Raw genomic sequence first — 14,409 nt, forward strand, 5'->3', positions numbered from 1 at the left:
AATAATCTCGTTAGTTAAATATCATTAACATTGTGACCGGTTAATGCATGACGGATTGATCTGTCCATACGTTTAGCCGCAAAGTTTTGCGTAACACTATCAACAATTTTAATTTGCGCTTGAATGTGATAACGATCGTCAGATTCACTGGCGAGTTGTAATTGATGTTTAGCGGCTAAAATTTGTTCCAGTTCCGCTGGGCTTAATAAATCAGCATCTTTATCTAAAGCGCTTTGTAGTGTTTCCAGCACTCTTGCTGCTTCAACTTTTTGTTCAGCAAGCATTCTAGCTTGTTTATCTTCTTGGGCATGACTAATTGAATCTTGAATCATGTTAGCAATTTCATTATCGGTTAAACCGTAAGAAGGCTTGACTTGAATGGCTGCTTCAACCCCGGTTGATTTTTCCATGGCGCTGACGCTTAATAAACCGTCAGCATCAACTTGAAACGTCACACGTATATGCGCGCCCCCAGCTGGCATTGGCGGAATCCCACGTAGCGTAAACTGCGCTAGCGAACGGCAATCGGCAACCGTTTCCCGTTCTCCTTGTAGCACATGAATCATCATCGCCGTTTGCCCATCTTTAAAAGTGGTAAACTCTTGAGCACGTGCGCAAGGTATCGTGCTATTACGAGGAATGATTTTTTCAACCAACTGCCCCATGGTTTCGATCCCTAAAGACAGTGGAATGACATCAAGCAATAACATATCAGAATCTGGCTTATTGCCAACTAAGATATCAGCTTGAATGGCAGCACCGATTGCCACCACCTGATCTGGATCGATTGAGGTTAATGGCTCAGTCCTAAAATAGTTAGCAACGAGTTGACGGACTAATGGCACACGAGTTGACCCACCAACCATCACCACTTCTGACACCTCATCGGCATCGATATTGGCATCTTTCAACGCTCGTCGACAAACGGCTAAAGTTCGCTTAACTAATGGCTCAATGAGTTGTTCAAACTGCGTTCGGGTAATGGTTAATGTTTGATTATTAATCTGACATTCCACACTCTCTTGCTGGCTTAAGGCTATCTTAGCTTCGACAGCTTGATTAAGAATTTGCTGGTTTAAGCGATGATCATCAGCAGAATCTATACCTAACTGCGTTTTGATGTCATTCGCCACTAACCGATCAAAATCATCCCCGCCGAGGGCTGAATCGCCACCGGTAGCCAGTACTTCAAACACCCCTTTATGTAGTCGAAGAATAGAGATATCAAACGTACCGCCACCTAAATCATAAACCGCAATTACGCCTTCTTTGCCCGAATCCAAACCATAAGCAATGGCAGCGGCAGTTGGCTCATTTAACAGACGAAGAACATGCAAACCGGCTAATTTAGCCGCATCTTTGGTTGCTTGTCGTTGGGCATCATCAAAGTAGGCTGGAACGGTAATGACCGCACCGTCTATTTCACCTTGTAAGCTCTGCTTAGCTCGCTCAGCCAGCGCAACTAAAATTTCTGCTGATACTTGAATTGGATTGACTTTAATATTGGGTAAATTTAATAAAGGCACGCCATTTTCAGTAAATGAAAAGGAATAGGGAAAATGCGAGACATCAATATCAGCTTCGCTTCGCCCCATTAGCCGTTTTACTGAACTGACGGTATTTTGCGGATCACTGGTCGCACTAGTTTTGGCATTTTTACCGACAGTAATAATCATATTATCATCATGATCAAGGCCATAATGAACAACCGAAGGGAGTAATACCTCACCCTCTAGATCGGGCAGTACTTCTGATTTGCCACTACGCACCGTTGCCACTAATGAATTTGTTGTACCAAGATCGATGCCGACCGCAAGGCGGCGCTGATGAGGTTCTGGGGTTTGTCCCGGTTCACTGATCTGTAATAAAACCATTTAATCTATCTCTAATTGATGTGTGACTTATCTTAAATTATAAAGGAAATTGTTTTTCTTGTAACTTTTCGATGTGTTCAATCAATCTAGCTAGATAACGGATTTTATAGATTTGATTCAGTGCTAATTGCCAATCTTGCTTTGCTATATGTTGCAATAGTTGCTGGTAGACCGCTCGCTTTCGCTCTGATATTTGCGCATCAAAATCATCCAAAAGGGCAAAGTTCGCCTGCTGTTCGATCTCATCAAGCTGTTCACGCAAGGTGAATTGTTCCATTAAAAAGTCAGCATCATGAATAATATTTTGCTCTGTTTCCACATCGAATCCTTGTAAAGACAGCAGATATTGCGCCGCTTTAATTGGATCTTTAAGGGTTTGATAAGCATCATTAATCATTGCCGACTTTTGAATAATTGCCACTTTTTCGCTATCAGTTGCATTAGCAAAATTATCCGGATGATACTGTCTTTGTAGCTGCTGATAGTGCGCAGTTAAATGCGCCATATCGACAGGTAAACTTATCGGCAATTGAAACAGCTCAAAATAGTTATCCACAATCATCGCTCCAATTAAACATTAAAGCTTTCGCCACAACCACATTCGTTATGCGCATTAGGATTATTAAATTTAAAGCCTTCGTTTAAGCCTTCTTTGACAAAATCAAGTTCGGTGCCGTCAATGTAAACTAAACTTTTTTTATCGACGATGACTTTTACATCTTTATCTTCAAAAACGCTATCATCATCATTAATTGTATCGGCAAACTCTAAAACATAAGCCATACCCGAACAACCTGATGTTTTAATGCCAAGTCTGAGCCCAACGCCTTTTCCACGATTAGCTAAAAACGCTTGAACTCGATTGGCTGCGCTAGTAGTTAATGTAATAGCCATTAACGTTGTCCTTTTTTAGTTTTATAGTCATCAATTGCTGCTTTAATTGCATCTTCGGCTAAAATTGAACAGTGAATTTTAACCGGGGGCAATGCCAGCTCTTTGGCAATATCGGTATTTTTAATCGCTTGCGCTTCATCGAGCGATTTACCTTTGATCCATTCGGTCACTAAAGAGCTCGAAGCAATCGCACTACCACAACCATAGGTTTTAAATTTAGCATCTTCAATAATGCCTTCATCGTTAACTTTGATTTGTAATCGCATTACATCACCACATGCTGGCGCACCGACCATACCACTACCAACATTAGGATCATTTTGATCGAATGAACCCACATTACGAGGGTTTTCATAATGATCAACGACTTTTTCGCTATATGCCATAATTTACTCCTAATTTTAATGGGCTGACCATTTGATTGTCGTTAAATCAACACCATCTTTAAACATTTCCCAAAGTGGGGAAAGATCCCTTAACTTATCGATAGAGTCTTTAATCAATTTAATGACATAATCAACTTCTTCTTCTGTACTAAATCGTCCTAATGAAAAACGAATCGAGCTATGGGCAAGCTCATCATTAAGTCCTAATGCACGCAGTACATAAGAAGGCTCTAAGCTTGCCGATGTACAGGCAGAGCCGGAAGACACTGCTAAATCTTTTAATGCCATCATTAATGATTCGCCCTCAATATAAGCAAAGCTAACATTTAAGATATTTGGTGCGCTGTGCTCTAAAGAGCCATTTAAGTACACTTCTTCAATATCTTTTAAACCATTCCATAACCGATTTTTTAGGGCTAATAATCGTGGCATTTCAGTTGCCATTTCCTCTTTGGCAATACGGTAGGCTTCGCCCATGCCAACAATTTGATGTACAGGTAATGTACCCGAACGCATACCACGCTCATGTCCACCACCGTGCATTTGTGCTTCAATGCGTACCCGTGGTTTACGTCGTACATAAAGCCCACCGATGCCTTTTGGTCCATAGATTTTATGACCGGAAAATGACATTAAATCGACTTTTAATTTCGATACATCAATCGGTAATTTACCCACAGCTTGAGTGGCATCAACATGAAAAACAATGCCTCTTTCACGGCACATTTCACCGATTTTTTCGATATCTTGTATCACGCCGGTTTCATTATTGACATGCATAACCGAGACAACTGTCGTATCGCTACGCATCGCCTGTGCAAGCTTATTAAGATCAAGTATGCCGTCAGATTCCGGGGCTAAATAAGTCACTTCATACCCTTCTCGCTCAAGTTGACGGCAAGTATCAAGTACGGCTTTATGTTCAGTTTTACAAGTTATGATGTGTTTACCTTTGGCTTTATTAAAATGCGCTGCGCCTTTGATAGCCAGATTATCAGCCTCAGTTGCCCCAGAGGTAAAAACAATTTCCCGTGAATCAGCGCCAATAAGATCGGCAATTTGGTTACGGGCAATATCAACCGCTTCTTCGGCTTGCCAACCAAATTTATGTGAACGAGATGCCGGATTACCAAAAATACCATCTAAGGTTAAATATTGCATCATTTTGTCAGCAACTCTAGGATCAACAGGCGTTGTTGCTGCGTAATCCATATAAATAGGTAATTTCATTAACTGCTCCCAAAAAACAAATTCTGTATATCTGTATAATAGTTCTTAACTAATTGTGACGTGTTGGATATGACTTTGTCGATTCGCTACTGCTTTAACTTCTTTATTGTTGACTAATTCACTTAGCGTGATACTGGTTAAAAACTCTTCAATGCGCTCGCTTAAGTCATTCCATAAAGAGTGGGTTAAACATCTTACACCGCCTTGACACCCATCTTGACCATGACATTTTGTTGCATGAACGGTTTCATTTACGGCTTTCACAATTGAGCTTATGGCGATTTGATCCATGCTACGGCTGAGAACGTAACCGCCACCAGGACCACGAACACTGGTTACTAAGCCATTTTTACGTAAACGAGAAAATAGTTGTTCAAGATAAGATAGTGATATTTCCTGACGTTCTGAAATATCAGCGAGTGATACAGGGCCTGATTGTGAATGCAATGCCACATCTAACATTGCGGTTACCGCATATCGCCCTTTTGATGTCAATTTCATTAATCATTCCCCTGTGTGTAATGTGAATATTTTATATTTCCTTTAATTTTAGTCAAGTATTTAGTTGACTATTTTAGTGGGAATTAATCTATCGCTTCTTTCATCGACGATTGATAACAAAATATGCTAATCTAGCACTCCAATTTGATGCAGGGGTTAGAAAATGAGTTTTGTATTTCGATGTTTCTTGATCGTTAGTTTATTAGTGACAAATAATGTATGGGCAAATAATACTCAAATCACGTTAAGAGAAAGCTTCAAAAAATGGCAAAATACCTATCAAACACTGAGTTATGATGAACAATTCAAACTGCTCAATACACTAACAGACTATCCATTATACCCTTATGCAGCCGCACAGTTTTTTCAACTTAATCGTAAAACGGTTAGCCCTGATTTAGTCAGTAATTTTGTCCGTCAATATCCAAACTTTCCATTAACATCTTCGCTCACTCAAACATATCTAACCGAATTAACCAATCGAAAAGATTGGTCAGCGATTATCTCGTTTCCCAAAGATGATTCAACTTCGTCCTTTTGCCGAAATCAATATGCATTATTACAACTAAACAATAAACAAGACGTCCTCGATTCGGTCGAATCATTATGGAAGATAGGCAAAGAGCTTCCTTCCGCCTGCGATCCGCTACTTGATGTCTGGTCTAAAAGTGGAAAACGCACCGCAAATATGATTTTATTACGTGTCGAACTTGCGTTTGAAGCAAACAACCTTAAGTTGGCACGTTATTTAGCCAACCAATTAGATGCAACTTATCAAACCACGAAAACGCATTTATTAGCCCTATTAGAAAATCCTCGAAAAATAGAAGACTTTTCTAAAAATATTGGCGCCAGTCCGTTTACTAAAAAAATTGTTATGGCAACTTTTCCACGGTTAGCTAAAGCCGATATGAATGTAGCGGCAACTTTATTGCCACAATTAATTGAAAAGCAAAAACTGTCTCAAACCGAGCAAAACCTGCTACGAAAAAGTCTGGCTAATAGTTATTTCAGTGATCTTGCAACCGATGAACAAATAAAATGGCGAGATGATTATATTGCCCAAAGTCATGATACTACCTTAGTTGAAAAACGCATTCGTAAGGCAATCGATGACAACAACTATAAAGATTTAGCCTATTGGTTAACACAACTTACGCCTGAAGATCAATTAAAAGAGGACTGGCAATATTGGCAAGCGCGTGTGCTATTAGATAAGAAAGAGACCAAACAAGCCCATGAAATTTTAGAAAAATTGAAGACTAATCGTGGTTTTTACGGCATGATAAGTGCTCAAACGCTCAAAAAACCTTATATTGTTAATAATCAATCGAAAACCCCGTCATCTGCTCAAATCAATACACTTAACAGCAAATACGACAATCAACTTGCGGTAAAAAGAATAAAAGAGTTAAGATTATTAGGTATGATGTCCGAGTCGGTTGCCGAATGGCGTGCGGTCTTAAAAAATGAGACTCAAGCGAAAGCCTATTTAGATCTAGCCATATATGCTCATCAGAAAGGTTGGGGCGATTTAAGTATTTTAGCCACAATTTCCGGTAAACTATGGGATAATTGGACTGAACGCTTACCGATAATGTACTTAGGGCTGTATAAAGATGCCTTAAAAGATAAAACCATTCCGTTATCTTATGCTTTAGCGATCACTCGTCAGGAAAGCGCTTTTAACACAGCAATTCAATCGCCTGCCGGGGCGAGTGGTTTAATGCAGTTGATGCCAGCCACTGCTAAGGAGACTGCGGCAAAAGTTAGTTCAGTGACTTATTACTCGCAATCTCAATTATTTGAACCACAAACCAACGTTTTATTAGGTAGTTACTTTTTAAATAAAGTATATGAGCAAAATGACAGAAATCGCATTTTAGCTTCTGCTGCTTACAATGCAGGACCTAGTCGGGTTAAAAAATGGTTAAGTAAAAGTGGCGGAAAACTCGATGCAGTCGCCTTTATCGATAGTATACCTTTTACCGAAACCCGGAATTATGTCAAAAATATATTAGTTTATGATTATATTTACCAAACAATTTTAGGTCAGAAAAAGAGTAAAATCTTAACGGAAAATGAATTTAGTAAACACTATTAATGGTGAACACAATGAAAACTAAAGAATGGAAACAGACAGTTGAAATATTATACCAAGCATTTAATGACGGTTACTCACTTGATATATTGAAATTATTAATGACTGCTGATGAGCGTGATGCGCTCATCACACGCGTTAAAATAGTTCGTTCGCTACTTGACGGCTCAATTAATCAGCGTCAATTAAAAGAACAATTAAAAATTGGCATTGCAACAGTGACCCGAGGCTCAAATAGCCTGAAAGAGGCAACACCAGAGTTTAAAACCTGGCTTGAGAATATTTTATTAAAATCAGACAGTTAAAAGCATCCGGTCACGGTTGCTCTACAGCAAAATTGGCGTTATAAATTTTGTTGGATATTTACTTCGTTCTCGGTCACAACAGGCACACAATAATCACACTCCATGCTTTTAATATCCTTTAGTGAGTGAACACTATCATCATGATGATTATGGTGAATTTCGATTATACAACTTGAACTACGTAAGCGAACTTTTAAAGCAGGCATTGCCGCTAAATGAACTTGTGAAATAAAATCACTAAAGTTTTCCGGCGCCCCGATATATTTAAAGCACAGATACAAACCACCTTCGCTAACAATTTGTTCGATATGCTCAAGATTATTATTATGTTCTAAAGCAATGGTATAAAGTAGCTCTTGCTCATTAGCATTATCTTTGCTTTTTAAAATACGACTAAAAGCATAAATTTTATCCGGTAAATTCTCTTTTTTATGAGAATAACGAGATAAATAATTATGGAAGAACTGCGCTCGTAACTTGTTCTCTTCATCTAATAATTGACTCAAATTACAGTTATTTTTGTAGCTAATTCCCCAAAATGTCTGCTTAGGCATATTAACAAATTTCGGTTCGGGTAGGGTTAATTGATCTTTGTTTAACTCAATTGCCGGCGTTAAACCAATTGGATCCCAATATTCACCGCGTCGATAACTTGCCGGTGTTTCGTTAAATTGCTTTTTAAAAGAACGGGTAAAGGTTTGTTGTGAATCAAAGCGATACTGCATTGCAATATCTAAAATAGGCTTACTGGTCATACGTAAAGAGAGCGCAGCGTAAGTAAGCCGACGGTGACGTATGTAAGTACCAAGCACTTGACCTGTTACCTCTTTAAACATACGTTGTAAATGCCATTTTGAATAACCTGATTTTTGCGCAACGTGATCAATTGATAACGGTTGCTCCAGATTTTTTTCAATCCAAACGATAAGATCTGAAATAATACTAACTTGATTCATATAACCCCATCATAAAATGAATTGACACACATCACCCGATTATGACTTAATCCCAGCAATAAGCAAGGTTTAAATCAAAATTTTTTTAACAATAAGAATGACTTCCGGCGTGATGTTCAGTAATATCTTTTACCCCAGCCAATTCGGGAAATTGAGCTAATAGCTGTTTTTCAATCCCTTCTTTTAAGGTGTAATCAACCATAGAACAACCGTTACAACCACCGCCAAATTGTAATATGGCATAATTATCTTCGGTTAACTCAACTAAACTTACATGCCCACCATGACTAGCTAGCTGAGGATTAACTTGTGCTTGAATCACATAATTCACCCGTTCAATTAACGGGGCGTCATCTGCCACTTTTTTCATTTTCGAATTTGGGGCTTTTAAGGTGAGTTGAGCGCCGAGTTCATCGGTCACATAATCAATGACGGTCTCTTCTAAAAAAGGGGCACTGAGCTCATCAATATAAACCGAAAAACCGGTTTGCTTTTCTTCAATATCGTTATCTTCAATCGTATCAGCCGGACAATATGATACACCACACTCCGCAGAAGGCGTGCCAGGATTGATAACAAATACACGAATTTGCGTTCCTTCCGGTTGATTGGCAAGCAATTTTTTAAAGTGCTGTTGTGCTGATTCAGAAATAGTGATAATTGACATAACCCCTCACTTTGGTGCAATTGTACGTTCGACTATCGTATGCACCATTTATCATAATAGTTGACTAACTTTCTTGGTTATTATAGGGCTTGTTTTCGATTTTACAAGATCGTACGACACAAACACAACACTTGAATTTTAGCTGCACCACTGTTTTTTAATTGTTGGCTAATAGCGTTAATCGTATTGCCTGTTGTAACAATATCATCAATAAGTAAAATCGATTTATTACTCACACTAGACCGGCAAGTAAAAAGCGTTTGCACATTATTTTGTCGTTGCTTAAGCGATAAATCTTTTTGATCGTGAGCAAACTGATGACGTGATAACAGAGCTGGATCAAAATAACAACTTAACCATTTTGCTATGGGTTTAGCCAATAATTGCGCTTGATTAAATCCACGATACCAGTACCGAATATGATGCAGTGGCACACAGGTAACGATGTCCGGTTTAGCCAAACCACTATTTAATCGTCTTTGATACCATGCTAACAGCATCAATCTTGCTAACGCCTGATTTAATTCAATTTGATGATAAAACTTTAAACGATGTATCAATTTTTTTAACGGATCGAAATATTCCGTTACCGCAATTAGCTCATCCCAATAAGGTGTATTATCCCGACAACGATAGCATATGGCCGTCGGTAGTGAATGGGGTAAAGCGCATTGGGGGCAGACTTTATTTAATTTAGGTAAATTTTTTAAACATTGACTACAAATACCATGCAAAGGCAAAAATAAAGGCATATTACACAAGACACAACGCATAAAAACCACCTGTCATTGTCTGTCAAAAACTTTCAGAAAATATATACGTTTTAGTATAAACCTATCTGGTTATTATGATTTTCTAAAATCGCTTTATTGGCTAGAGCCAAAACGTTTTCCCTCAGCCTAAAAATACTTGTCAAAAACTTTCAGAAAATATATACGTTTCAGTATAAAAACATCTGTTTATTATGATTTTCTAAAATTGCCTTATTGGCTAAAGCCAAAACGTTTTACCTCAACCTAAAAATGCTTGTCAAAAACTTTCAGAAAACATATACGTTTCAGTATAAACATATCTGGTTATTATGATTTTCTAAAATCGCCTTATTGGCTAAAGCCAAAACGTTTTACCTCAGCCTAAAAATGCTTGTCAAAAACTTTCAGAAAATATATACGTTTCAGTATAAAAATATCTGGTTATTATGATTTTCTAAAATCGCCTTATTGGCTAAAGCCAAAACGTTTTACCTCAGCCTAAAAATGCTTGTCAAAAACTTTCAGAAAACATATACGTTTCAGTATAAAAACATCTGTTTATTATGATTTTCTAAAATTGCCTTATTGGCTAAAGCCAAAACGTTTTACCTCAGCCTAAAAATGCTTGTCAAAAACTTTCAGAAAATATATATGTTTCAGTATAAAAATGTCTGGTTATTATGATTTTCTAAAATCGCCTTATTGGCTAAAGCCAAAACGTTTTCCCTCAACCTTAAAATGCTTGTCAAAAACTTTCAGAAAATATATACGTTTTAGTAAAAATGAGCAAACAGCGTTTTTATATCAAAAACTAAAAAACAGTTTCATCATAACGTTAAAAAATAATTTAGAGATTTCAATAAATAAAACTGGAAGATGCTATACAAAATTTTTTCTAATTTTTCTAATTTGTTATTTCAAATAATCTAATATTCGGTATAATCAGCCGACAATATTGGATTAAGGAATTAACATATGAATAAAATCAAAGTGTTATTAATATCATTGCTAATAACTTTTTTTTCTGCCTTTAGTTATGCGGATACCAAAGTTTTATTACAAACCAGCATGGGTGACATTGAAATAGAATTAGATAGCGAACATGCGCCGATTACCACTAAAAACTTTCTTGATTATGTCAACAGTGGTTTTTATGAAAATTTAACTTTTCATCGAGTCATTCCTCATTTTATGATTCAAGGCGGGGGTGCAGATGATCAATTAAAATTCAAAAATGGTAATGCACCGATAAAAAATGAAGCTGAAAACGGTTTGAAAAACGATCGTGGTACTATTGCAATGGCAAGAACTAATGCCGTTGATAGCGCAACCAGCCAATTTTTTATTAATGTTGAAAACAATGACTTTTTAAACTATCAATCGCCGGAAAAATATGGTTATGCTGTATTTGGCAAGGTCACTAAAGGCATGGATGTAGTTGATAAAATTGTTAACACCCCGACCAAACGCGTTGGTCCACATCAAAATGTCCCTGTTGATCCAATTTATATTAAAAAAGCAATTGTGATAACAGAATAGAGCTTCTTAAATTTATCTTTATTAAAAGAACTGCCTTAATATATAAGACAGTTCTTTAAACAGGTTTCAAGTTTGCCTGACTTATGAATAATGTTTATTTGATTCCTTTGTGAAGAATATCGCAACTTTTTTTAAGTTTTTGCTCACAAGCTAGTTCAAAATACTTTTTAGCTAACTCGCTATTTTTTTCAATACCATCACCTTTATAATACATAATGCCTAAATTATACATTGCTTCAGTGTTACCATTATCTATTGATTTTTTATACCAAAATAGTGCTTTGTTTTTATCGACTTTTATACCGTCACCTTTGTCATACATACGTGCTAACTCATATTGCGCAACAGTATGCTCTTCTTGCGCAACTTCATTGTACCAATATGCCGCTTTTTCTTTATTGACTTCGGCACCGTCACCTTTGTCATACATATATGCTAACTGATATTGTGCTTGAACAAGCCCTTGTTCTGCTGATTTTGTGTACCAATATAGCGCTTTTTCTTTATTGACTTTGACGCCTTCACCTTTGTCATACATACGTGCTAAATGGAATTGCGCCGTAATATCCCCTTGCTCTGTTAAACGGGTGATCGATAATAGCTTTTGTTTTTTAAAATGATCTGAATACTCTTCCTCATTACTAAACCCATTTTTTGCTGCTCTAAGGTACCAATATATCGCTTTTTCTTCATTGGCTTCAATTCCGTCACCTTTGTCATACATAAGTGCTAAAAAATATTGTGCACCACCATCCCCTTGTTCTGCAGCTTTTGTGTACCAATAGCGTGCTTTTTCTTTATTGACTTCAACTCCATCACCTTCGTCATACATAACCCCTAATTTATATTGCGCCCAAACATTTCCTTGTTCCGCTGCTTTTGTGTACCAATAAAACGCTGTTTCTTTATTAACTTCGACATCGCTACCTATTTCATACATAAAAGCTAAATCTTGTTGTGCTTGAACAAATCCTGCTTCCGCTGCTTTTGTATACCAATAGAGCGCTTTTTCTTTATTGGCTTCGATATCATCTCCTGCTCTATACATAAAAGCTAAATCATATTGCGCACTAGTAAGCCCTGCTTCCGCTGCTTTAGTATACCAATAGCGCGCTTTTTCTTTATTGACTTTGACACCGTCTCCTTCTCCATACATACATGCTAAAAAATATTGCGCATCACTATCGCCTTGTTCTGCTAAACGGGTGACCAATGATAGCTTTTGTTCTATAAAATGATCTGAATACCCTTCTTCACTACTATATCCCTGTTTTGCTGCTCTAAGGTACCAATATATCGCTTTTTCTTCATTGGCTTCGATTCCGTCTCCTTTGTCATACATAAGTGCTAAAAAATATTGTGCACCACCACCCCCTTGTTCGGCAGCTTTTGTGTACCAATAGAGCGCTTTTTGTTTATTGACTTCGACACCGTCTCCTTCGTCATACATACGTGCTAAATCATATTGTACCGTATCATTCCCTTCTTCCGCTGTTTTAATGAGCAAATTGAGCGCCGTAACATTTCCTTTTTTCGCTGCTTGAGTGTACCAATAGTGCGCTTTTTCTTGATTGGCTTCGACACCATCACCTTTGTCATACATACGTGCTAAATGATATTGCGCTTCACCAAGCCCTTTTTCCGCTGCTTTGGTGTACCAATAGAGCGCTTTTTCTTGATTGACTTCAACACCGTGACCTGCGTCATACATCAATCCTAAATGATATTGTGCCTCACTAAACCCATGTTCAGCCGCTTGACTATACCAATATAGCGCTTTTCCTTTATCAACTTCGATACCGTCACCTTGCTCATACATAAGTCCTAAATCATATTTCGCCCGACTAAACCCTTGTTCAGCTGCTTGAGTATACCAATATAACGCTTTTTCTTTATCAACTTCGATGCCGTCACCTTGGCCATACATAAATCCTAACTTATATTGTGCCTCACTAACCCCCTGTTGAGCCGATTGACTATACCAATATAACGCTTTTTCTTTATTGACTTCGACATCGTCTCCTTTGTAATACATATTGGCTATGTTATATTGCGATATAACATCCCCTTGTTTTGCAGCTTTTGTGTACCAATAGAGTGCTTTTTCTTTATCGACTTCAATGCCCTTCCCACTATCATACATATATGCTAAATCATATTGCGCTGTACGAAATCCGCCTTTCGCTGCTTTAATTAACCAATCTAGCGCTTTTTCTTTATTGCTTTTGATACCGTACCCTTCATCATAAATAACCCCAAGTTCTTTTTGCAGCTCATAAGTCCCGGAATATAATATTTGAGTGTACCAATAAAGCGCTTTTTCCTTATTGACTTCGGCACCGTCCGCTTCGTCATATATACGTGCTAAATCATATTGCGCATCACCAAGTCCTGCTTCCGCTGCTTGAATCAACCAATCTAATGCTTGTTCTTTATTGACTTCGACACCGTCTCCTGCTTCATATATACGTGCTAAATGATATTGCGCAACACGAACTCCTTTTTTCGCTGCTTGAGTATACCAATCTAGCGCTTTTTCTTTATTGACTTCGACACCGTCACCTTTGTCATACATACGTGCTAAATTATATTGCGCTTCACCAAGCCCTTGATCCATTGCTTTAGTGAACCAATATACCGCTTTTTCTTTATTGGCTTTGACACCGTCTTCTTTGTAATAAATAAGCCCTAAATAATTTTTCGCCTCATCAGACCCTTGTTCAGCTGCTTGTGTAAACCAATATATCGCTTTTTCTTTATTGACCTCGACACCCTCGCCTTTATCATACTTACGTGCTAAATCATATTGCGCCTCAACAAGTCCTTGTTTTGCTGCTTGAGTATACCAATAGAGCGATTTTTCTGGATAGATTCCGACAGGATCGCCTTGGTCATACATAAGCGCTAAGTTAATCATAGCGTCGGTATCTCCCTGCTCAGCCTCTTGTTTACAAGCAACAAAAGCTTTATCAAAATTATCTAGATCAAAATAAATAGCGCAATTATTAGCGTAAGCTGTCGTCGATAATAATGCTGTTAATACAACAAATAGTACTTTTTTCATTAGTTTTCCTTAAGTTCCTTAAAAATAATAATTTTTTTATTTTGTCTGCTGGCAAGAAAAGAACAAAAATACGTTTACTATCTATTACTTGTTAACAATGTACTTTTAAATCGCTTATCGGTATCGGGTTATAGGGTTGA

The 14,409-nt window shown here is 37.6% G+C and carries 13 protein-coding genes; 3 read left to right on the top strand and 10 right to left on the bottom strand.

The window, feature by feature from the left end:
* Positions 1–14: 14 nt before the first annotated feature.
* Genes hscA through iscR form a run of 6 tightly spaced genes read right to left on the bottom strand, consistent with a single transcriptional unit; the run spans position 15 to position 4,885 of the window.
* On the bottom strand, positions 15–1,874 hold the full coding sequence (gene hscA / locus J3U37_RS06780) for a Fe-S protein assembly chaperone HscA (protein ID WP_267373931.1): 1,860 nt from the start codon (positions 1,872–1,874) through the stop codon (positions 15–17).
* A 37-nt stretch (positions 1,875–1,911) separates the two neighbouring features.
* Positions 1,912–2,430 (bottom strand): Fe-S protein assembly co-chaperone HscB, encoded by a 519-nt coding sequence (hscB, locus tag J3U37_RS06785; RefSeq protein ID WP_267329602.1) that lies wholly within the window; start codon positions 2,428–2,430, stop codon positions 1,912–1,914.
* Between the two features lie 14 nt (positions 2,431–2,444).
* On the bottom strand, positions 2,445–2,768 hold the full coding sequence (iscA, locus tag J3U37_RS06790) for an iron-sulfur cluster assembly protein IscA (RefSeq protein ID WP_267329601.1): 324 nt from the start codon (positions 2,766–2,768) through the stop codon (positions 2,445–2,447).
* Complete coding sequence (iscU, locus tag J3U37_RS06795; RefSeq protein ID WP_220218630.1) at positions 2,768–3,154, bottom strand: Fe-S cluster assembly scaffold IscU; 387 nt, start codon at positions 3,152–3,154, stop codon at positions 2,768–2,770. The genes iscA and iscU overlap by 1 nt, the downstream gene beginning before the upstream one ends.
* 15 nt (positions 3,155–3,169) lie before the next feature.
* Positions 3,170–4,384, bottom strand: coding sequence for an IscS subfamily cysteine desulfurase (locus J3U37_RS06800; RefSeq protein ID WP_267373933.1), 1,215 nt, complete (start codon positions 4,382–4,384; stop codon positions 3,170–3,172).
* 45 nt (positions 4,385–4,429) lie between these two features.
* On the bottom strand, positions 4,430–4,885 hold the full coding sequence (gene iscR / locus J3U37_RS06805) for a Fe-S cluster assembly transcriptional regulator IscR (protein WP_220218628.1): 456 nt from the start codon (positions 4,883–4,885) through the stop codon (positions 4,430–4,432).
* Between the two features lie 163 nt (positions 4,886–5,048).
* Between iscR and sltY the strand changes: the two genes are divergently transcribed.
* Positions 5,049–6,989 (top strand): murein transglycosylase, encoded by a 1,941-nt coding sequence (gene sltY / locus J3U37_RS06810; RefSeq protein ID WP_267373936.1) that lies wholly within the window; start codon positions 5,049–5,051, stop codon positions 6,987–6,989.
* Between the two features lie 11 nt (positions 6,990–7,000).
* On the top strand, positions 7,001–7,291 hold the full coding sequence (trpR, locus tag J3U37_RS06815; protein WP_267373939.1) for a trp operon repressor: 291 nt from the start codon (positions 7,001–7,003) through the stop codon (positions 7,289–7,291).
* A gap of 38 nt (positions 7,292–7,329) precedes the next feature.
* Here the strand turns inward: trpR and robA are convergent, their stop codons facing one another.
* The 3 genes from robA to J3U37_RS06830 all read right to left on the bottom strand — a co-directional run bounded on the left by robA (position 7,330) and on the right by J3U37_RS06830 (position 9,687).
* Entirely contained in the window at positions 7,330–8,247 is a 918-nt protein-coding gene (robA, locus tag J3U37_RS06820) for an MDR efflux pump AcrAB transcriptional activator RobA (protein ID WP_220218625.1), read from the bottom strand.
* 85 nt (positions 8,248–8,332) lie between these two features.
* Positions 8,333–8,914 (bottom strand): Fe-S biogenesis protein NfuA, encoded by a 582-nt coding sequence (nfuA, locus tag J3U37_RS06825; RefSeq protein ID WP_267329599.1) that lies wholly within the window; start codon positions 8,912–8,914, stop codon positions 8,333–8,335.
* A 101-nt stretch (positions 8,915–9,015) separates the two neighbouring features.
* Positions 9,016–9,687 carry a phosphoribosyltransferase family protein gene (locus tag J3U37_RS06830; RefSeq protein WP_267373941.1) on the bottom strand — a complete coding sequence of 224 codons (672 nt, stop codon included), beginning with the start codon at positions 9,685–9,687 and terminating at the stop codon, positions 9,016–9,018.
* A 954-nt stretch (positions 9,688–10,641) separates the two neighbouring features.
* Here J3U37_RS06830 and J3U37_RS06835 point away from each other — a divergent pair.
* Complete coding sequence (locus J3U37_RS06835) at positions 10,642–11,205, top strand: peptidylprolyl isomerase (RefSeq protein ID WP_220218623.1); 564 nt, start codon at positions 10,642–10,644, stop codon at positions 11,203–11,205.
* Positions 11,206–11,299: 94 nt separating this feature from the next.
* Here the strand turns inward: J3U37_RS06835 and J3U37_RS06840 are convergent, their stop codons facing one another.
* Entirely contained in the window at positions 11,300–14,269 is a 2,970-nt protein-coding gene (locus J3U37_RS06840; protein WP_267373943.1) for a tetratricopeptide repeat protein, read from the bottom strand.
* Positions 14,270–14,409: the final 140 nt, after the last annotated feature.

Origin of the sequence: Gilliamella sp. B3172, from assembly GCF_026536465.1 — a bacterium.
Taxonomy (GTDB): Bacteria; Pseudomonadota; Gammaproteobacteria; order Enterobacterales; family Orbaceae; genus Gilliamella.